The 20,716-nt window shown below is 46.4% G+C and carries 23 protein-coding genes; 7 read left to right on the top strand and 16 right to left on the bottom strand.

What is annotated here, in order from left to right:
• The coding region (locus BUB85_RS06715; protein ID WP_143160669.1) for a transposase family protein at positions 1-234 on the bottom strand (234 nt) is incomplete at its 3' end.
• A 223-nt stretch (positions 235-457) separates the two neighbouring features.
• Here BUB85_RS06715 and BUB85_RS06710 point away from each other — a divergent pair.
• Positions 458-700 carry a chorion class high-cysteine HCB protein 13 gene (locus tag BUB85_RS06710; RefSeq protein WP_073107271.1) on the top strand — a complete coding sequence of 81 codons (243 nt, stop codon included), beginning with the start codon at positions 458-460 and terminating at the stop codon, positions 698-700.
• Between the two features lie 110 nt (positions 701-810).
• Here BUB85_RS06710 and BUB85_RS21710 read toward each other — a convergent pair whose 3' ends face one another.
• Positions 811-951, bottom strand: a complete 141-nt coding sequence (locus BUB85_RS21710; RefSeq protein ID WP_200803550.1) for a hypothetical protein — start codon at positions 949-951, stop codon at positions 811-813.
• Positions 952-1,109: 158 nt separating this feature from the next.
• Between BUB85_RS21710 and BUB85_RS06705 the strand changes: the two genes are divergently transcribed.
• Together BUB85_RS06705 and BUB85_RS06700 are read left to right on the top strand one after the other, a co-directional pair.
• Positions 1,110-1,565, top strand: coding sequence for a hypothetical protein (locus BUB85_RS06705; RefSeq protein WP_073107268.1), 456 nt, complete (start codon positions 1,110-1,112; stop codon positions 1,563-1,565).
• Positions 1,558-1,839, top strand: a complete 282-nt coding sequence (locus BUB85_RS06700) for a hypothetical protein (RefSeq protein ID WP_073107291.1) — start codon at positions 1,558-1,560, stop codon at positions 1,837-1,839. The genes BUB85_RS06705 and BUB85_RS06700 overlap by 8 nt, the downstream gene beginning before the upstream one ends.
• Here the strand turns inward: BUB85_RS06700 and BUB85_RS06695 are convergent.
• Positions 1,836-2,306 carry an acyl-CoA thioesterase gene (locus BUB85_RS06695; protein ID WP_242945369.1) on the bottom strand — a complete coding sequence of 157 codons (471 nt, stop codon included), beginning with the start codon at positions 2,304-2,306 and terminating at the stop codon, positions 1,836-1,838. The two genes, BUB85_RS06700 and BUB85_RS06695, sit on opposite strands and share 4 nt — an antisense overlap.
• Before the next feature lie 48 nt (positions 2,307-2,354).
• Positions 2,355-2,570, bottom strand: a complete 216-nt coding sequence (locus tag BUB85_RS21850) for a hypothetical protein (RefSeq protein ID WP_073107262.1) — start codon at positions 2,568-2,570, stop codon at positions 2,355-2,357.
• Between the two features lie 72 nt (positions 2,571-2,642).
• Here BUB85_RS21850 and truA point away from each other — a divergent pair, with 72 nt between their 5' ends.
• On the top strand, positions 2,643-3,377 hold the full coding sequence (truA, locus tag BUB85_RS06685; RefSeq protein WP_073107259.1) for a tRNA pseudouridine(38-40) synthase TruA: 735 nt from the start codon (positions 2,643-2,645) through the stop codon (positions 3,375-3,377).
• 43 nt (positions 3,378-3,420) lie between these two features.
• On the opposite strand, the gene BUB85_RS06680 is transcribed toward truA, so the two are convergent.
• Both BUB85_RS06680 and BUB85_RS06675 read right to left on the bottom strand, forming a co-directional pair.
• Positions 3,421-3,825, bottom strand: coding sequence for a secondary thiamine-phosphate synthase enzyme YjbQ (locus BUB85_RS06680; RefSeq protein WP_073107257.1), 405 nt, complete (start codon positions 3,823-3,825; stop codon positions 3,421-3,423).
• Between the two features lie 11 nt (positions 3,826-3,836).
• Complete coding sequence (locus tag BUB85_RS06675) at positions 3,837-4,694, bottom strand: patatin-like phospholipase family protein (RefSeq protein WP_073107254.1); 858 nt, start codon at positions 4,692-4,694, stop codon at positions 3,837-3,839.
• Positions 4,695-4,927: 233 nt separating this feature from the next.
• Between BUB85_RS06675 and BUB85_RS06670 the strand changes: the two genes are divergently transcribed.
• Entirely contained in the window at positions 4,928-6,559 is a 1,632-nt protein-coding gene (locus BUB85_RS06670; protein ID WP_073107252.1) for an ABC-F family ATP-binding cassette domain-containing protein, read from the top strand.
• A 118-nt stretch (positions 6,560-6,677) separates the two neighbouring features.
• Positions 6,678-7,157 carry an S-ribosylhomocysteine lyase gene (locus BUB85_RS06665; protein ID WP_073107248.1) on the top strand — a complete coding sequence of 160 codons (480 nt, stop codon included), beginning with the start codon at positions 6,678-6,680 and terminating at the stop codon, positions 7,155-7,157.
• A 14-nt stretch (positions 7,158-7,171) separates the two neighbouring features.
• On the opposite strand, the gene BUB85_RS06660 is transcribed toward BUB85_RS06665, so the two are convergent.
• The 3 genes from BUB85_RS06660 to BUB85_RS06650 are packed head-to-tail and all read right to left on the bottom strand — an operon-like array spanning position 7,172 to position 10,422.
• Positions 7,172-7,705 (bottom strand): DUF5662 family protein, encoded by a 534-nt coding sequence (locus BUB85_RS06660; RefSeq protein WP_073107245.1) that lies wholly within the window; start codon positions 7,703-7,705, stop codon positions 7,172-7,174.
• Positions 7,706-7,719: 14 nt separating this feature from the next.
• A complete protein-coding gene (locus tag BUB85_RS06655) occupies positions 7,720-9,411 on the bottom strand; it encodes an alpha-amylase family glycosyl hydrolase (protein WP_073107242.1) in 1,692 nt (563 codons plus the stop codon).
• Positions 9,412-9,426: 15 nt separating this feature from the next.
• Entirely contained in the window at positions 9,427-10,422 is a 996-nt protein-coding gene (locus BUB85_RS06650) for a sugar ABC transporter substrate-binding protein (protein WP_073107239.1), read from the bottom strand.
• A 152-nt stretch (positions 10,423-10,574) separates the two neighbouring features.
• Between BUB85_RS06650 and BUB85_RS06645 the strand changes: the two genes are divergently transcribed.
• On the top strand, positions 10,575-10,883 hold the full coding sequence (locus BUB85_RS06645; protein ID WP_073107236.1) for a DUF1292 domain-containing protein: 309 nt from the start codon (positions 10,575-10,577) through the stop codon (positions 10,881-10,883).
• Here BUB85_RS06645 and BUB85_RS06640 read toward each other — a convergent pair.
• From BUB85_RS06640 to BUB85_RS06610, 7 genes are all read right to left on the bottom strand, one after another.
• Positions 10,866-12,710, bottom strand: coding sequence for an ATP-dependent helicase (locus tag BUB85_RS06640; RefSeq protein WP_073107233.1), 1,845 nt, complete (start codon positions 12,708-12,710; stop codon positions 10,866-10,868). The genes BUB85_RS06645 and BUB85_RS06640 overlap by 18 nt on opposite strands.
• Before the next feature lie 30 nt (positions 12,711-12,740).
• A complete protein-coding gene (gltX, locus tag BUB85_RS06635) occupies positions 12,741-14,195 on the bottom strand; it encodes a glutamate--tRNA ligase (protein WP_073107231.1) in 1,455 nt (484 codons plus the stop codon).
• A 90-nt stretch (positions 14,196-14,285) separates the two neighbouring features.
• Entirely contained in the window at positions 14,286-15,017 is a 732-nt protein-coding gene (locus BUB85_RS06630; RefSeq protein WP_073107228.1) for an SIR2 family NAD-dependent protein deacylase, read from the bottom strand.
• Positions 15,018-15,158: 141 nt separating this feature from the next.
• Positions 15,159-15,725, bottom strand: a complete 567-nt coding sequence (locus BUB85_RS06625) for a hypothetical protein (RefSeq protein ID WP_073107225.1) — start codon at positions 15,723-15,725, stop codon at positions 15,159-15,161.
• 15 nt (positions 15,726-15,740) lie between these two features.
• Positions 15,741-17,525: a transglutaminase-like domain-containing protein gene (locus BUB85_RS06620; RefSeq protein ID WP_073107221.1), complete on the bottom strand. Its 1,785-nt coding sequence runs from the start codon at positions 17,523-17,525 to the stop codon at positions 15,741-15,743.
• Positions 17,518-18,642: a leucine-rich repeat protein gene (locus BUB85_RS06615; protein WP_159434621.1), complete on the bottom strand. Its 1,125-nt coding sequence runs from the start codon at positions 18,640-18,642 to the stop codon at positions 17,518-17,520. Before BUB85_RS06615 ends, BUB85_RS06620 begins: the two co-directional genes overlap by 8 nt.
• An 81-nt stretch (positions 18,643-18,723) precedes the next feature.
• A complete protein-coding gene (locus tag BUB85_RS06610) occupies positions 18,724-20,712 on the bottom strand; it encodes a DUF2207 domain-containing protein (protein ID WP_242945368.1) in 1,989 nt (662 codons plus the stop codon).
• Positions 20,713-20,716 lie beyond the last annotated feature (4 nt).

Below are 20,716 nucleotides of genomic sequence, written 5' to 3'. Positions count from 1 at the left end.
CTCATGATTGAAATTTTCTTCCATTTCTCTCATTGTATGCTGTCCGCAGATATTTTTGAGAATCGCCATATACCCAAGATCAGTCTGCGAATACGTGATGTAACTTGAATCTCTTGGATCGTTCATTTCCGAGATCCATTGTTGTAAATAATGAAAGAAATGATTTGTAACCATCATAAAATCAACTATTCCACGGTCCTGTTTCTTTCGTTCACGTTTTTCTTTCTTTGTCATTCGTAAAAACCTCCTGTGCGAAAAATTTGTTACTTATATTTTACCGCACAAGAGGTACTCCTGCTTAGATTCTGGTTATTTTATTGCGAAAAGTTTTTATTCCTCAACGCTGGAACAGGAGCCTTATAAATCTTTTCAAAAAATACGAAAAAACAAAAACTCAGTCAAGCCCTGCCACATATTATAAACTGTAAATAAAGAAATCTTTATGGAGGATTTTAACATGAGTGAATTAAGTGCAACAAACTGTGACTGTGGATGCGGATGTAGTTCAGGCGGACTCTTCGGCGGTGGCTCTTCATGTCTTTGGATCATTATTCTGCTCTTCTGCTGTGGCGGTTGTGGCAATGGCGGATGCGGTTCGAGAGGTGGAGATTGTGGCTGTGGATCAGACAACAACTGTCTCTGGATCATCCTTCTTCTGCTCTGCTGCGGTGACTCATTCGGCGGCGGATGTGGCTGTTAGTTTTCTACAAAAAAGATGCAGCAAACCTGCTGCATCTTTTTTTGATATATAAAGAAAACAGAATATGAAGAATGTCTTCGCGGATTCCCATTCTTGCAGAACGTCTTCCGTTACCGCCTCTCCCTCTTCTCTTTCCCACCTCGTTTTGTATTCTTTGTATTTTTCTGTTCCTCCTCCTTTAAGCGTTTCTTCAGCATACACTCTTCATCAATCTCGTACACGGCATTCCCATCTATGATTAATCTCTTCACATATACTCATCTCTTTTCTTTTATCCTACTATATTATATGCCGACAAAAATAAAAAGTCATCGAATCTCATTCCTGCATTTCATGTTTTCGCAAAAATCAATCATTTTTCCCGCTGAAGATGCATATATATTTACAACGTTATCCTTGAGAGGAACTTATGGCTGAGGAATATAAAAGACTCATGGCGCCCTTTGACCATCTGGTCGTTTCTTCTGACCTTCAAATGATAAAACTCCTTCTCCCCTTTCTTCCGCTGACAAACCAACGGGGAATCGCTGTGGCCATCAAGTTCTTCGAGTTAGAGCACACCATGCAGTTATACTCTGACAAAAAAGCAGTCATGCAGATTCAGAGCCTTGGGTCCCCCAAAAAGTCTTTCACAGATATGCTGGAACAGATCCGCCCCTATCTGGACCCCGGGCAGAGCCATTCCATCGATTCGATCATGAGTATGCTCCAGACCATGGAGCTATTTAAAAATTTTGATGGAGCGGATATGGATTTTGGCAATTTCCCGGACTTTTCAAATTTCTCGGATTTGTTCCAGACATTCGGGGAAGGTTCCGGAGATGAAAATCATGAACAGAAAGGAGATGATGCTGACGATGAATGAATGGCTGAACCATCCCACACTGAAGGATATGGATCCCATCAAAGTAGAACTGATCAAAATGGCAGCAAAACAGGCGGACGGCAAGTCCGGCAAAGAGCTCGCACCCATCATGATGTCACTGATTGGAAATGCAAACAAACAGAAGATACATTTTACAGGAGACGAAATAGACTTGATCTTTTCTGTCTTAAAAGAAGGGAAATCAAAAAAAGAACAGGCTGAAATTGACAAAACAATCCAGCTCGTTCACTCTTTCTTCCGGAAGAAGGCCTAAAACCCTTCTTCCTTTCTTGTCAGACGCATCTGACGTCTCTTCTGCGCAGACTCCCATTCTGCCTTTTCATTCTCCGTCTCGATAATCAGACGCGGCACCTCCGTGGGTCTGTCGTTTTCGTCCAGCGCAACCATGGTGAAAAAGGCTCTGTTGATCGGCCTTCTCATCCCCTCTAGATCCTCGCGGTACGTATCCACCCTTATCTCCATGGAGGTTCTGCCAACAAACGTCACTTTCCCGATAATGACGACCATGTCATTCGCATAAGCGCCCTGCAGGAATTTCAGATTATCTACCGACGCCGTTATCACATTCATGTGGGTGTGCCTCTTGGCAACCAGACCGGCCACCTCGTCCAGCCACTGCATGAGTGTGCCTCCGAAGAGCCGTCCCGCACTGTTTAAATGAGTTGGCCGGATCATGTGGATGGTCTCTGTCATGGAATCTACTACTTTTCGTTCTGTCATAATTGATTTACTCCCTGTTTTTTTAATTTTATATAAGTAACACGGGTATTAACTGTCTGCCGTCAGGTGCTCTGCGCCCCCTGAAAGCATTCTTTTATTGTCTTCCCGGCATTTTTCATGTATAGTGTTCATGTAAAGTGAATGATTTGTTTCACTAATTGTACTAAGGATATCCACCGCAGGTGGGCGGAACCTTAGTGCCTGCGCAGATGCCGCGAACGAGATCCGTTTCGATGCATCTGCTCCATCTATTATCCATAGCAAACTGGATCGTACCTCCCCACCGTACCTCCAGTACACAGCGTGTCATAGTCTGACACAGAACAGGAGTATCAAATGAGAAATATCAAACTTACCATAGAATATGACGGCAGCCGCTATCAGGGCTGGCAGCGCATGGGAAAAGGCGAATCTGCCAACACAGTCTCCAACAAGATCACCGAGGTCCTGCAGAAGATGACCGGCGAGGTTCCTGAACTTTTCTGCGGCTGTCGTACAGAGGTCGGCGTTCACGCTCATGCCCAGACTGCAAGCTTCAAGACTTCCTCGCAGATCACACCAATCGAGATCAAACATTATCTGAACCGGTATCTTCCGATGGATATCGCCGTTTTAGAGGTCACCGATGAGCAGGAGCGTTTTCATGCCGCACTGAACGCAAGAGGCTGTACCTACATGTACCGCATCCTCACCTCGGATGTCCCGAGCGTATTTGAGCGGAAATATACCTACTATGCATTCAAAAAACCAGACACCGAAGCCATGAAAAAGGCAGCCCTCCTCCTGGTCGGAAAACACGATTTCAAAAACTTCACCACCGCAAAGCGGAGCAAATCCACTAAGCGTGAGATCTACGACATCGACATCTACGAGGATTTCGGTGAAACCCAGATCACCATACATGCCAGCGATTTTCTCCACAACATGGCGCGGCTGATCATCGGAACACTGCTCGATATCGGCGCCGGAAACCGCAAGGCCGACACCATCGATTCCATCTTTCTGGGATCTGAGCAGCCTGCAGAAGCCTGCGACCCCAAGGGTCTGTTTCTGGAAAAAATCGACTATTAATCTCTTGCGGGTGACTCTGTTCCGATTTTCCAAAACCGCAGGTTTATCCCTCGATGATCTTCACGAAAAACTTGCGGTTTCTCGGTCCGTCGAACTCGCAGAAATACAAATCCTGCCACATTCCGAGTATCAGCTCACCATCATGTATGATCAGCGTCTGTGATGGGCCAAATGCCGTAGTCTTCATATGCGCATGAGAATTTCCCTCCGCATGACGGTAATGTTCGGAGTGTGTGGGAAACACGCTCTCATATCCAAGAAGCATGTCATGTACCACATCCGGATCTGCATTCTCATTGATGGTAAATCCCGCCGTCGTGTGTGGAGAATAAACGACAACGATTCCGCTGCGGACCCCGCTCTTGATAATATCCTCCCGGACCATATCCGTGACCTTTGACATCTGCTGCGAACTCTTTGTTGCAATGTGGTGATCGAAAAGATACATAATTCTCCTCCTTATTTTTCCAGATATTTTAACAGGTTCTCATATTCCTTCTCCATGAGCTGATAGCCATGGTTATAGAAATCAGTCAGTACTTGTGTATCCTTCTCCAGTCTGGATACTGTCGGCAGCACCGGGCGGAGCACAAAGATTCGTCCCGCCTGCTCCAGTTCTTTCACACGCTTTATTTCCTGATTATACATATAATTTCTTCTGATCAGGGTGTGTACAAATCGCGGATACGACTTGTACGCCCTGCGATACAGTCTGACGACCGGTTCCGCCGGCCGTTTTTTTCTATATCCCGCATTTCTCGTCAGAATCACTACCGTCTTTTCGTTGCCCGTCTCCAGTGCTTTCTCAATTGGGATGGAATCCGCGATTCCGCCGTCCAGATAGGGAACTCCATCGATATTCACCATCGGACACGCCAGCGGCATGCTGCAGGAGGCACGACAGATTTTCATAAATTTTTCCCGGTCTGACCGTTCATCCATATACTCTGCCTTCCCGGTAATACAGTTTGTCGCCACCATCCTGCAGTCTATCTCCGAATTGAAATAGGTGTCATAATCAAACGGAATCAGGTCATTGGGATATGTATTGAAAATCATATCCATATTCATAATACTCTTTTCTTTTATGGATTTTCTGATTCCATAATAATAGTTTAACTCCTTCTCCTTGTGGATCATACAGTCTCTTGTTCTTCCAATCTGTCTGGAAACATAGCTCACTGCATTGCACGATCCCGCAGAAACACCGATCACATGTGACAGATACAGTCCCTTTTCCATGATATAATCCAAGGCCCCTGCTGTAAAAACGCCCCTTGTTGCACCACCTTCTAAAACCAACGTTGCCTTTTCCATATGTAATTCCTCACTTTCTGGCTTCTATTATATACTGTTTTTATTTTTTAGAAAACCGGGAAATGAATTTTTCTCTTAATTTCTTGCTATTGTACTGTTTGCATGGTAATATAAACAATGGAAAATCAGATTATGACCGCCTGAATGCAGCATCTGCCGGGACGTCATGAATACGTGGTAAAACGGGGGTTCGCGTCCGCTTTGCCGCCAGTGAAAGTAAGGAGAATAGAAACATGATTAGTGCAAGTAACGTCACGCTTCGTGTCGGGAAAAAAGCCCTGTTCGAGGATGTGAACATTAAATTTACAGAAGGAAACTGTTACGGTATGATTGGTGCCAACGGTGCCGGAAAATCTACTTTTTTGAAGATCTTATCCGGGAATCTGGAGCCCACCAACGGTGAAGTTATCATTACACCCGGAGAGCGTCTTTCATTCCTGCAGCAGGATCATTACAAATACGACGAATACCTGGTGTTGGATACGGTTATCATGGGCAATGCCAGACTCTATGAGATCATGAAAGAAAAAGAAGCCATCTACGCCAAAGAAGACTTCACCGATGAAGATGGTATGAAAGCCAGCGAGCTGGAGGGTGAATTTGCCACCATGAACGGATGGGAGGCGGAATCAGATGCCGCAACACTTCTGAACGGTCTCGGAATCGACACGGACCTCCACTACAAATATCTGAAGGATCTGACCGGTGCCGAAAAGGTAAAGGTACTCCTGGCGCAGGCACTCTTCGGTAATCCGGATATTCTGCTCCTCGATGAGCCGACCAACCATTTGGATCTGGATGCGATTGCATGGTTGGAGGAATTTTTGATCAACTTTGAGAACACGGTTATCGTGGTATCCCATGACCGTTATTTCCTCAATAAAGTCTGTACACAGATTGCAGATATCGACTATGGCAAGATTTCCCTGTTTGCCGGCAACTATGACTTCTGGTATGAATCCAGCCAGCTGATTGTACGACAGATGAAGGAAGCCAACAAAAAGAAGGAAGACAAAATCAAAGAACTGCAGGACTTCATCTCCCGCTTCTCCGCAAATGCTTCCAAATCCAAACAGGCAACCTCACGTAAAAAAGCGCTGGAGAAGATCGAGCTCGATGACATCCGTCCTTCCAGCCGTAAATACCCATACATCGACTTCCGTCCGGACCGCGAGATCGGTAACGAAGTCCTTTCCGTGGAAGGTCTCTCCAAAACCATCGATGGTGTCAAAATTCTGGATAATCTGGAATTTACGATCAACCGCGAGGATAAAGTCGCATTCGTCGGCGGTAATGAGCTGGCGAAAACCGTGCTCTTCAAGATTCTGAGCGGCGAGATGGAGCCGGACGCGGGAACCTACAAGTGGGGAATCACCACAACACAAGCTTATTTCCCGAAGGATTTCGGCGGAGAATTTGACAATGATTACACCATCACAGAATGGCTGACCCAGTTCTCCGAGAACAAGGATGTCACCTATGTGCGTGGTTTCCTGGGCCGTATGCTCTTTGCCGGTGAGGACGGTGTCAAACGTCTCAAGGTATTATCCGGAGGCGAGAAGGTCAGATGTCTGTTATCCAAGATGATGATCTCCGGTGCAAACGTCCTGATTCTTGATGAGCCAACCAACCACCTTGACATGGAATCCATTACCGCATTAAACAACGGTATGATTAAATTCCCAGGTGTCCTGCTCTTCTCTTCACGAGATCATCAGATTGTTCAGACAACTGCAAACCGTATCATGGAGATTGTTCCGGGCGGAAAACTGATCGATAAGATCACCACCTACGACGAGTATCTTGAGAGTGATGAGATGGCAAGAAAACGCCAGACCTACACCATGGACGAAGTAGACAACTAAAGAGATCCCCGCATTGTCAGATGCAGGGAACCATCAATTGGGGACGTACAAATGCTGCTGCATTTGTACGTCCCCAATCAAAAATCTATCCCCGAAAAAAACAAAAAGGAGTATTCTTATGGAAAAAATTACAAGTTTCACCATTGATCACATTAAGCTGGTACCCGGAGTCTATGTTTCCAGAAAAGATCCGGTCGGAAACACAACGGTCACGACCTTTGACATCCGCATGACCAGCCCGAACGATGAACCAGTCATGAATACGGCAGAGACGCACACCATCGAGCATCTAGCCGCCACATTTCTTCGCAATCACAGTCGATTTGGCTCTCAGATCCTGTATTTCGGCCCAATGGGCTGTCGTACCGGCTTTTATCTGCTTTTGACCGGAGACTATGAATCCAGAGATATCGTCGATCTGTTAAAGGAAATGTTTCATTTTATCGCGGATTTTTCGGGAGACGTCCCTGGTGCTGCAGCGAAAGACTGTGGAAATTATCTGGATATGAATCTTCCTATGGCCAGATTCCTCGCCAGAAAGTTCTTAAAAGAAGTTCTGGATAATATCACCGACAAGCAGTTCTATTATCCAGAATAAAATAACACAAATGATCACTCACATTTTAAGAGTACATTTTTCACAAAATCAAAAGTCTTTGCTTCGCCCTGGTCCGCCAGCATGCGAAGCAGACTTTCCAGTAAATCTTCTGTCTTCTCATGCATCAGATAATGGCCCTTTCCTTTCATGAAATAATCCAGCGGAGCATCGTCTGTATACGCGCTCCCCATATAGATCTTACAGGCCGCGATACGGTCCAAAAACATCTCCACCACATAACAGACCGGCATCTCCATCCCGACCATCTTTCCGTCCCCGTCCGTTCCGTAATCAATCCAGTATTCATAATGGTGCTTGTTGCGCCCCTTATGATGCAGCCATGCCGAAGAATACCCGATCACTTCCCGCTCTGCATTATTCGGACTCCTCGTCCCCTGATAATATCTGCACCCCACACTGAACTCTGTCCAGGTATACTTGGATAAATCATGAAGGAGTCCCTGCTTATAAAGTCCCACCTGAAAGCACTCCTTCATCACCAGCAGTTTATGTCTTGTAATTGTATGAAAATGCTGCAATACATTCATAGATTTCAACTCTCTTACCTTCCTATTAACAGCACGATCGTGCGTTCCTTTACTTCCAGTTCCTTCTGGTTTTTCAGCAGCTTCGGTTTCTCGAATACGCCCTGCGTTGTCTCTGTAACCTGATACCACTTTCGTTTCCGGCTCAGTGTGGGCAGTGCAAAGGAGTGCTTGAGCCAATGCATATTATAGGCCACAAAGCAGTCATCATCTTTCACATCTTCCCCCGAATAAAGAATCCCCAGCTGTCTGCTCGAGATCTCGGACGGTATCTGCCACGCATTCTCACCATGGTATGATACGTCCGGAATCCCACAGGAAATGGTATCCAGCCCCAAAAGTGCTGACTCCCTGTGCAGGACAGGATGTTCTTTTCTAAGTGCAATCAATGCCTTTACATACTGAAACAGCTCCGGGTTCCGCTTCAGTCTGCTCCAGTTCAGCCAGGCTGTCGGATTATCCTGACAATACACGTTGTTGTTGCCCTTCTGTGTGTTGGAGAACTCGTCTCCCGCCAGAATACAAGGAGTTCCCTGCGCCATCAGCAAAAGAAAAAATGCGTTCTTCACCTGATTTCTGCGAAGCTCCAGAATGCCTTTTCTGCGGGTAACACCCTCTGCACCGCAATTCCAGCTGTAATTGTAATCCGGGCCATCCTGATTTTTTTCTCCGTTCAGTTCATTGTGTTTCCCGTCATAAGACACCAGATCTTCCAGTGTGAAACCGGTGTGCGTCGTTATATAATTAAAGTTCCCATCATCCTTTGTGTTGTGCCGGAGCGCCCAGACTGCTCCCATAACGGTCCCCTCATCGCTCTTTAAAAATCTGCGCATTGCATTCTGAAATCCATCGTCCTTTGTCATGATCTTGGTCCGCTTCAAAAGCGGATTCTGTCTGATACTCTCCATCGGAACGTTGTACGGATTCAGAATAAATCCATCCACATGATACTCTATTACATAATGCTGAAGACAGGCTTCCACCATCTGCCCGTGAGTACCCTGGTCAAAGGGCAGGTCCAAGATCACCTCTATCCCCTCGCTGTGGCAGGCCTTGATCATATCCTTCAATTCCCGGACCGGATCACCGGTCGCACTGTAGGATGCTTTCGGTGCAAAATAATACGCCGATCCGTAGCCCCAGTAGTTTACATAATTCTTTTGATAGTCCTCAAATTCATAGACTGGCATACAGTGAATCTGATTGATTCCCAGCTCCTTCAAATAAGAAATCTTCTCGACAACTCCCAAAAACGTGCCTTTGTGTTTCACTCCCGAGGAGCTGTGCTTTGTAAATCCCCTCACATGAAGTGAATACGCCACGATCTCACTATAGGGAAGCTGCAGCGGCCGATCCCCCTCCCACTCATAGGACTCTGCGCCGACCACTCCGCGGAGTTCCTCGCCAGGCTGTGCGCCAAAGCTGCCCTTCCCGGCGATCGCCCTGGCATAAGGATCCACAACAAGCTTCTCTCCCATTTTATATTGATATGAGACGATCTGTTCATCCCAGTCTGACAGTTCCAGAAAGCGCACCATGCCAATTCCGTTTTTTTCGGGCATTTCGTAGGATTGGAATGGAGTACTCTCATTCTGTTTGTACAGCAGCAGCTCGCACGCCTCTCCCTGCACTGCCTCCACTGCAAAATTAACACGTTTCTCCCTTTTTGAAACACCTAACGGAGTTGGATATCCTTGCGCTCTTTTCATGATTATGTCCTTTCTCTACTGCCAGCCATCTGTTCCGTATAACTCCACATTATCCTTATCGATAAAAAAAGTCTCCTCATAAGTCGTCTTTTCAAATGGTTCTCCATTTATTACTGCCAGTGCTACATTTACTGCAGTCTGTCCCACGTTCACCGGGGACTGTGCCCCTGTTCCGGCACAAGAGGTATCGGATTTCACAAGTTCCTTTTTCAGATCCGGTGAACCATCCACACCGTAGATCAAAATCCCCCGGCGATTCGCCTCTCGAACGGAAACCAGTGCTCCGATAGCCGTCTGATCGTTACCGCACATAATGGCGTCAATGTCATCGTATTTCTCAAGCAGCCTTTTTGTCGCATCCATCGATTCCTGCAGATCTCCCTGCGTATCTTCTCTCGCAATCACCTCGAACCCTTTGTTGGCAATCGCCTCCTCAAATCCGGTGATCCGATCATTGATCGAGTTCATTGTCGGGCACTCCAGAACAATGATTTTTCCGCCCTCCGGATATTCTTCAACCAGATTCGCCCCGCATACATACCCCGCATTCTTGTTATCGGATCCGACATATGCATCCACCAGATCGATTTCTTTCACCTCTGTGTCGATATTAATAATCGGAATCCCTGCCTCTTTTAATTTTTCGAGACCAGGTGTGACCCCCTCCCAGTCGACCGGGCAGAGGAAAACCGCATCCACCCGCTTCTCAATGAATGTGTCTATCTGTTTCAGCTGTGTCTCCTCGCTCAGAGCGGCATCGAATGAAATCAGCCGATCCCCCTTCTCTTCCAGTTCCGTCTGGATTGCCAGCTGTAATGCCTGGAAATATGGGTTTGACATATCAATGCATGTATAACCAAATGTGAGGCTCACATCCTCCGACTCCTCTTCATCATCCTTTTCCTCGACAACTGCATTGTCCTCCGAAGTGCCTACATTCTTTTTACAGCCGCACAAAATGGAGCTCACAAGCATAGCCATAACAAATATGCTCAATAGCCTTTTTTTCATAAAAACCTCCGTTTTATTCGTTCGTACATAATACCACTACTTTATTCTACCTTGTTTTGAGGTATTGTCAATAGATTCACTTTGTTTTTCTCTTGCAATTCTGCCACATATTTGATAGAGTTAAAGAAATACATGAGAAAAGGAGAAAAATTATGAGCGAACAAGAAGCAATTACGGTTACACTCACCTTAGACAACGATGAAGAATTAGAATGTGCCGTTCTTACCATCTACGAGGCTGGCGAGCACGAATATATTGCACTTTTACCACTGGATAAAGATGGGGAGGAGAACCAGTCCGGAGAAGTTTACATCTACCGCTATTCAGAGAGCACTCCGGGCGAGCCCGATCTGGAAAATATCGAGGACGATGACGAGTACGAACTGGCGGCAGACAAGTTTGACGAATGGCTGGATGCACAGGAATATGACGAGTTAGAAGAATCAGACACCGACAAATAATTCATCTACAAAACGGGAAGGATTACAATCCTTTCCGTTTTTATTTTTTGTGTAAGAGATGATCAGTTTTTCTTTTGCCCTGGTCATCGCAACGTAGAACAGTCTTCGCTCCTCCTCGATTTCTTCCGGCAGGACCGCCTTTTTATGGGGAATACTCCCCTCGTTCGCACAAATCACGAACACCGTGTCAAACTCCAGTCCCTTCGCACCGTGCATTGTCATCAGATGGATTCCCCGCTGGGCTTCCTGCCTGTTTTTGGCCTTGCTCTGAAGCGCTGCCTTGTAATCCTCCACATGGGAAATCCACTCCTCCAGCGTGGCAAAGGATTTGGACCGTTCCTCAATCTCGGAGAGCACTTCCATATATTCTTTTCTGTCGACCTTGCGGTATAGTGCATAATCGCGCAGGAAATCATCATAGCCTACTCTTTTTCGCAGATACTGTATCGCCGCATAGGGCGCCATCTTCTTCATCATCCGAAGATCCAGTTCAAACTGATCGATCCGGTCCTGCATCCAGCTTTTATCACAGTAAAATCTGCGAAGACTCTCGAACGATACCGGCCCTGATTCCAGACTGTCTCTTCCAATATAGCGGTTTGGCCTGTTCATGACTGCGAGAAAATCCCTGCGCTGTCTCGAACCGACTGCCATCTGAAAATAAGTCTTGATATTTTCTCCCACAAAATGATCATAGATATTGTGAATATGCTCCCGCATCTGAAATTCCACATTGTGCTCAAGCAGCGTCTCTGCCAGTGCACCAGCGTCCGTATTCGTGCGAAACAGGACCGCTATTTTTTCAGGCGGAATCCCCTCCGCAGTCTTTTTTTGAATCTCGCTGATCACGTACAGACTCTCCTCCACGGGATCTCGCACCTCCTGAACATGAACAGTCTCTCCCTTCTCTTTCTCAGCCTCGATTTTCTTGACAAACCTTGTCTCATTATTGCCAATCACCTTCAGAGATTGATTCACGATATTCTGTGTCGAACGGTAATTCACATTCAGCAGAAGCTCCTTCGCATCTGGATAATCCTCTTTGAACCGGAACATAATCTCCGGTCTCGCACCGCGAAATGCATAAATCGACTGGTCATCATCTCCGACCACGAACATATTGTTCTCCGGTGCTGCAAGCATTTTAATCACGTCGTACTGCACTTGATTGATATCCTGAAATTCATCGATCAGAATATACTTGAATTTTTCCTGCCATTTTTTCAGAATATCGGGTCTGCTCTTGAACAATTGATAGCACAGCACCAGCATATCATCAAAATCGATTTTCTTTTCTTTTTTTCTGCGCTCCTCATACATACGAAATATCTCGCGAAATGTTCCCGGCCTGCACACCGTGGATACAAACTCATCGATTTCAAGCAGATTGTTCTTCACTCTGCCGATCTCCGTAGCAATATCCTGCAGAAATTCTTTTTCATCTGCGGAATCTCCCAGATCCTCCGCGTCGATCTGTTCGCAAACGGATCGAAGAAGTGCATACTTCTCCTCCTCCGAGAGCAGATTCTGCGGTCCGAAGCCATATGCCCATTTTAAGATTCCATAATAAATCCCATGGAAGGTTCCAAACGTTACCGGGACATGCTCGTCCTTCATCAGATACCGGAACCGTTTCTTCATCTCCACAGAAGCATACTTTGTAAATGTGATGACCAGAATATCTTCGGGCCTCACTTTATACTTCTTAATCAAATATTCAATTCTTTTTACAATTGTCAGGGTTTTTCCCGATCCGGGACCAGCAAGAACGAGGCAAGGTCCCTGGTTATGGACGATTGCCTCGTATTGAGCCTGATTTAAACTCATGAATACCTCTTTCTATTAATTACCGATCAACTAGCTGAGCTTTTCAATACCTGTTTTAATTCGTCTGATGGACTCCTCTTTTCCGAGGATCTCCATGATTTCTGTCGCGCCGCCCGGTGTGCTCTGTTTACCGGATACTGCGGTTCTAACCGGCCACATCGCATAGCCGTTCTTGCAGCCCTTGGTCTCAACATAACTCTTCAGTGTCGCAAACAATGCCTCATTGCTGTAATCCTCCTGCGCTTCAAAGAGTGGCAGCACTTCCTTCAGCACCTCGAGAGATGTCTCCGCATTCGTCTTCATCTTCTTATGTGTGTACATTGCTGTGTCATATTCCGGAAGTTCCTCGAAGAAATCAATCTGCTCCTTGATGTCTGGGAATATCTCTATTCTGGTCTTCACAAGGCCTGCGATTTTCTTCAGATCATAATCTTTGGTAATAACTTCTCTGATCACCGGCTCTGCCATCTCATAAAATTCTTCAAAATCCATCGCCTTGATGTACTCACCGTTCATCCATTTGAGTTTCACCTGATCGAACACTGCCGGTGATTTACTCATATGATGATAGTCAAACGCCTCTACAAGCTCCTGAAGCGTAAATATCTCGCGGTTATCTGCAGGGCTCCAGCCAAGCAGTGCCACATAATTGACCACAGCCTCCGTCAGAAATCCCTGATCGATCAGATCTTCATAGGAAGAATGACCGCAGCGCTTGCTGAGCTTTTTATGTGTCTCGTCCGTGATCAGCGGACAGTGTACATACACTGGAACCTCCCACCCGAACGCCTCATATAACCTGTTATATTTCGGTGCTGAGGACAGGTATTCATTTCCGCGGACAACGTGTGTGATTTCCATCAGATGATCATCAACAACATTGGCGAAATTGTAGGTTGGATATCCGTCCGATTTGATCAGAATCATATCATCCAGCTCCGCATTCGGAACGCTGATATCACCGTAAATCTCATCATGAAATGTGGTTGTGCCCTCCGTTGGCATATTGATCCGGATCACCCATGGCTTTCCTGCCGCAAGATTGGCCTCCACCTCTTCCTTGCTCAGTGAAAGACAGTGCTTGTCATACACAACAATGTTCGTGCCATCCTCAGATACAGAAGTTTTCAGAGAATCCAGACGCTCCTTGTCGCAAAAACAATAATAGGCATCTCCCTGCTCCACAAGCTGCTTTGCATATTTCAGATAAAGCCCGGATGCATTTCTCTCACTCTGTACATAGGGGCCGAATCCGCCGTCTTTGTCCGGGCCTTCATCATGAACCAGTCCTGTCTTCTCCAGTGTTCTGTAGATAATTTCCAGAGCGCCGTCCACAAACCGTTCCTGATCGGTGTCCTCGATACGCAGCATAAAGCATCCATCCTCATGCTTTGCGATCAAATATGCATACAATGCGGTTCTCAGGTTTCCAACGTGCATTCTTCCTGTTGGACTTGGTGCAAATCTTGTTCTTACTTTACTCATGATAGTTCTCCAATTCTTTCTGTTTTATAATCTTTCTGTTTTGTAATCTTTCTGTTTTCTGACTCTGGTGCCTTATAAATTCAGTGTTTCCTATTTGTACAATAAAGTTTTTAAAGCTTCATCCACCCTGCTGTATATCACATAATCCGCCGCCTTATCCGAAAAATGCTTGTTCTTAGTAATCAGAATCAGCTTATCACCATCATAATACTGAATCATCTGATTACAGAGCGGGGTATGTAGATTCGTGCCCAGCGCAAGCAGGACATCCGCTTTCTCCACTTCCTCCGCTGCTCTCGTCATCTGCGCGTTATCCACCATCTCACCGAGCAGACAGACCTTGGGTCTGACTGTGGTATTGCAGTCTGGACAGAGCGGTACTTTTTTTGATTCTCTGATATAGCTTACCGGAAATGTCCTTTCACAGCTCGGGCAATAATTATCGTACACTGTTCCGTGCAGATTCACCACATTTTTACATCCCGCCCGCTCCGGCAGTGCGAATACTCTTCTTGTTATGACTGCATCCACCAGCCCGTCTTTCTCCATCTGAGCCAGGAATTTATATCCATCTCCCGGCGGAATGTCAATCTGTGAAAGTATCTCATTTCGGTAAAACTCAAAGAAGAGCCCCGGACGCGTATTAAACAATGCGCTGCAGTAGAGTTCGTCGACGGAATAGCCATATTTTTCTTCGATCTCATAGGAATCGTCACTGTCCCTGAGTGTCGAATAGCCATTTTCCAACACCATTCCAACGCCACTGAGCACTACCGTATACTTACTCTCTTCCAACATCTTAAGCAAACTTGATTTTAACATAAGCCACCCTCCTAACCACGTTTTTGATCCTCCGTGAAAAACCACAAAAGCATCGGAAAACTAATAGTTTTTATGTCTTCTCGAATCCTCTCTTTATTTCATTATAAGGCATACGCGCATAATCTTCAACCAGGACCAGGTTTAATTTTCGCGGAACAGCAGCTGGAAGTTCAGTTTCTGGCTCTCCTCATTTTTCCCGAGGCTGCCGATCACATCCTCAAACTTCGCATCTTTCTCGTTGGTCAGGAATACGACGCGGGACAATCTGGAGTTTTTGCTCCTTCTCCCCCTCAGATCGTATAAATACGAATAAGTATAATCATACTTGTCCGGGTTCGTCGAAATAATCAGACGATAGGTGTTTCCATCATAAATGACATCCCGCAAAATAAGATTCTCCGGATTGACTCTCTGCATGATCCGGATGCTGCACGGCGTCTTCTCCTCCGTCTTCTTCAGGAACTCATTCCAGTGATCAACACCATCCGCAATTCCTCCGTCCTTGATCACAACGCCCCCATCCTGTACGACTGCAGGTCCGTTATATTCCACCGGCAGATCGTCAAATCCTCGATACTCGGGTTTTCCTTTTGTTCTTTCTTCCGTTATCACCTCATGCTCCATCAGCGCCTCACAGCCGGCAAGAGGTGCCGACATGCATAAAGCAAGTGCAACTGCTATGATTCTGCACCTCTTTCCACTTTTCATCGCCTCAATCCTCCATCACTGGACGCGTCCAAGAAAACGCATCCTCACCTTTCTCACAATCCTCATCTCTCTGGATGTTACAGAATAAAGTCTTCGCAAATCCTCCCGGACAGTTTCCTTCCGCAGGTATTCCGGTTCCTTTTCATTAAACTGGACACAGTTCAGATATTCTCTGATGCGCAAAAACGCTTCCGCTGCCACAGTTCCAAATTGTTCACGAATCCAGATTTCTGTATGAATCATCTTTTGAAAATCACCACTTACTTTATCACATTTTAACACGTTTTCCAAGCTTCTGTCCATGAATCGGGCAAATTCTATCACGTTTTCACTGTAAAGCCTTCTTCTGTAAAAATATTGAATGCAGAAATCAACGAAGAACATGCATACGGCAATTCCTATAAAGCCCGAGATAATGATACGGCGATTCCTGCTCTTCACATTTCCTTCGGAAAACATCTCCGGCTCCCCGCTCTTTTGCACAGATGCCTGTGCCGTCGCAGCGGCGTCTGCTGTCTCCCGATCCGGCGCATAGTATTCGGGAATCACCTCAAATGGAACGAAACCGATTCCATCCAGATAAATCTCAGCCCAGACGTGTCTGTTCGTCCGGTCGACTGCAATACTTGCCGTTTCCGAGCCATCCTCCGGGGCATGCAGGTAATATCCGCTCGCATATCTTGTAGGGATTCCGCATCTGCGCAGCAGCCACACCGCATGCGTCACCCACTCTTCTTTTCCGACGTGTTCATCTACATCCTGCAGATAAGCACGCACAGACTCCACCGCCTCAGCGACTGTATTTCCACCCAGCACAGCCAGTTCTTCTTCCGGATAATGCTCTTCAAATTCTGCGGGTAATTGCAGACAGGTATCATAGACATAATTCCGGTATATCATTTCACACCTGCGGTAAGCTTTTTCCGATCCCTCACCTGTTGATTTCGATTCTGTCTCTGCTTCTGACTCTGTATCTGCCCCCGGTTCCGGATTCGGCTCATTCATGCGGTACATTTCTAAAATATCGCATTCTGTCACCTGATAGGAAAAATGATCTCTTCCAATCAGACCTGACGTGGTGGGAATTTGATCCACAAAACAGTCGCCCGCCAGCTCCTGAAAAGATTCGGCCGTGACATGATTGGCAATATACAGCTTTTCCCGGTTCAGTCCACTGTAAGTAACCTCAATCTTTTCCCGTCCCTTCACACCGGAATCCTCCAGATATTCTGACAACTGTGTTTCTGGAGAAAACCCATATTTATGGAAATACGCATCCATCCCGGCATATTTTCGGGTGATGATCGGATCCGGAACCTCGCTCCAGCACCCATTTTTGTATACTGTATCGATTTTACTTTTCAAATACAGCGTTGTACCCACCGGAACTTTGACGTTCATAAGGCACGCCGCATCTGGATGATTTCTCCCATAACGGCAGACGCTGATTATTTCTTTCACATCCCGTTTTGCCGCTGTGACAATTTTTCTGCCCCAATCGCCGCAGACTATACCGGAAACAACAAGGAACAGAAGAATCGCTGCCACCGCCGTCACGGCCATCCCCCGGTTTACAATCTTGCTGGAAGAGACACTTCTCATCCATGTCCACAGCGTGATAATAAGAATAAGATACAGAAATATTTTCATGTCCGAATAGCTGCTTTTCGTCAGAGCCCAGAATACTGCACCATCCACGAGCAGACAGACCAGCAGATCCGCTCGCCAGATGGAATACGATGTCAGTATGACCAGAACTGTCCAGACAACAACGCAAACTGCAACGAGTGCGCTACTCATGTCCGTTTCCTTCCAAAGTCACCTGATATGCTGCAAACGCCGTCTCATAATAGTCGTAATTTTCCTCCGGCACATACACCATGATTCCCTCTCCGCTGTCCTCTCCAAAAATCTTGCTGCCCAACTGTACCATACTGCAGTTTCTCATATCTATGATGGAGAGACCAGTCGCATCAAACGCATAATCATGAATCCGATTTACAGTCGATGGGACATCATATCCTCCGGTGCGCCCGCTCGGAACATAGAGAATTTCTGTTCCGTCTCCGTTAAACAGAACGCCATCCACACTGCATACGTTTCCCGCCTCCGCTTCAATCCACTCTACAGATTCCAGTCCGGTAAATGCTCCTGCCTCAATCTCCGCGATACTTGATGGGAGAAAAATTTCTGTGATCATGTCTTCGCACTCGCTGAACGCGCCAAAGGCTATCCCACTGCATCGGTCCGGCGGAATTTCCAGATATCCTTCATCCACACTGCAGTCTCCGCCGTAATAATGAATCAGTTTCCCATTTTCATCAAATTGAAAACCTGCTCTGATTTCATCTGGAACCTCTGCCGGTTCCTTCTCTGTCCCACCATTCACAGGTGCGTCAATGTCCGGAAATTCACCTGCTCCAGGCATGTCGATATTTTCCAAATTGTCTTCTGTTTCCGTCCCGTCTGCAGAAGACGGTATTCCTCCCGTTCCCTCCGCCACCACAGTATTCGCAGGGACTTCGGTTTCCAGCTCATTTATAAGATCCGGCATACCTTCTGTTTCTGCCACATTCCTGTTGTCTGTCGAATTATAAGCATCTGCTCTGGCTTCGCTGACCGGCATTACCAAATCTGTCTCTTTATTCGGCATTCCCGCTACAACTACCTCTTCGCCCCGCCTTTTCTTCTGCTGATCCGCCAGATACTGTTTTAAATCTGCATCATTCAAATTGAGGTCCCGCCCATTGCTGTCTGTCAATTTTCTGGTATGATTGTGTTTTTCTTTCAAATTCACATGCACTTCGTGAAAAAGCTTATAATCCAGTCCATCTCCAAATACACTCCCCGGCATCAGCAGATACGCGAAACATGCCATAACGAAAAATGCACACCTCAAATGAATTGTTTTCTCCATCTCATATCTCTCCTGTTTCCATTCTCTTTTCATAAGTCGAAAAAAAGTGCTGCAGATCACAGCACTCTTCTTATTCTTCATTTACCAGCTGCCGCCTCCGCCTCCGCCGAAGCCGCCTCCCGAAAAGCCTCCGCCTCCGAAACCTCCTCCAAAGCTGCCTGTGCCTCCTGTGCCGCCGGAAGATACCGTGCTCTGGGGCTGTGGAACGGTAAGCGTGGAAACCGTGCTGTTCAGACTATGGCTCATACACCTGCTGAACAGATAATAATCAAAAAAAGTATACTGATGGTATGGCTGATACCACTGTGGAGCCGGAAGTGACAGTTCCTTCAGCTTTTTCGCAAATACGTCCGACAGTCCAAACACGTACGCATACGGAATAATATGGTAAAACCATTCCGGATTGCCATTGGCTAATTCGTTCATCCGATCCAATTCTGCTGTCTCGATAAAGTCACGCAGTCCTGTCAGCCTTCCCATCCACTCAATACATCTCGCGGTCCGTTTCTTCATAAAGCCTGTCAGAATCACCATACATGCCGTCAGAATCAGAACCACGGCCAACACCCAGATATATTGGAATACTTCTCCCTGCAGCACACGGACAATGTAACTGCCGGTGTACAGTGCCGCCGAGATAAAGCAGATTCCCAATGCCGTCGCCGCCTTGGCTCTGCGCATTTTTCCACTGGTCGTATACCATTGGTCAATGGCTCTGCAGAATATGACCACTCCGGCCAGCAGTGCGATCCAGAGAATCACCTGCAGTACAATCCTGAATACGCTCGTGTAAGACAGCAGACTGGTCACTGCCATAAAATACGCCATTGGAAGCGTGCAAAGTACAAGTGCCACCGCCCGCGCCACCTTTGAAGATGTAGTATATATTGCATCCTGCGTTCCGTTTCGGAAGAAATTCTTCAACTGTTTTCCCGCCATCTCAAGCGTGCCCTCGAACTTATATTTCAGCGTAGACAGATCGCGCTTCTCTGTATTTTCGAATATACGATTGAATAAGGTGTGTTGATAGCTCGGTGCATTGGAAGGAAGATCCTGCTTCTTTACCAGAACCAGATTGTCAGATGACTGTTCCTTTATGCCGATGTATCCTTTGTCAGCCCAGTAAATGATCAGAGATATCAGGTCCTTATTTTCAACGGATCCATCAATGATATAACCTACCGACGCGCTGTCAAGCCCCTCCGGCGGCTGATACTGGATCGATGAAATGATCGTCTCATCCTTTCCAAACATCAGGAACAGGATCAACAGAATCAGAAAAACTACGGCCACAGGAATCAGAATCAGCCATTCTATTCCTTTTATCTGGTGCGTCTGTGTAAAATAACCCGCTTTCATCGGAACGAAGAATGTAATTCCCTCTCCGAACTGGAGATCCCGGTTCAGCACGCCGGTTAGCGTATTCTCTTTCCACGTGAGCGTCAGAATATTTTTTGCATTCTTCGTCTCCCCGAATGTCCCGTAATATAATTTCAGCTTACTTTGATCAAAATCCTTTGGAAATGCAATCGAAAAACTGCTCCCCGAAGGAATTGCATTCTGCCACTGTGTCGGAAACACATTGTAATACGCATTATTGTATTCCTTTGCCTGAAACTGCGGTGTGACATGGTAAGTGAAACTGTACGTCTGATTCCCACTCACCATGCGGTTCTCGTCCCCAAACCTGTATACTTTATTTCCGTTTTCCGTACTCTCTGATACCGGCTGGTCACTTTTTCCGAGAACAACGGAGGCTCTGTACGGAATGCGCTCTGTTTTTTCGTCTTCACCAGCAGAGACTGCCATACCGACATTCGGAATATAACGGTATATCCCATGTCGCGCGGAATAAAAGGTGACGTCTATTTTCTCCGCCACCTCATAGCTCTGATCCTCTTTCACCGTAATTTCTGTATGGTAAGCATTTGTGATCATGCTTTCATCCTGCGTCACTGTGCTGCCGTTACCGCTAATCGCCTCGACTACACCACTCAGATTGGAGAGCAGCAGCCACACAACCAGCCAGATTATAATCGGACTTTTGTTCATTCTCATTCTAATCGACATTGAT

The organism is Hespellia stercorisuis DSM 15480 (assembly GCF_900142165.1).
Taxonomy (GTDB): domain Bacteria; phylum Bacillota; class Clostridia; order Lachnospirales; family Lachnospiraceae; genus Hespellia; species Hespellia stercorisuis.
This window is presented reverse-complemented; position numbering and strand designations above follow the sequence as displayed.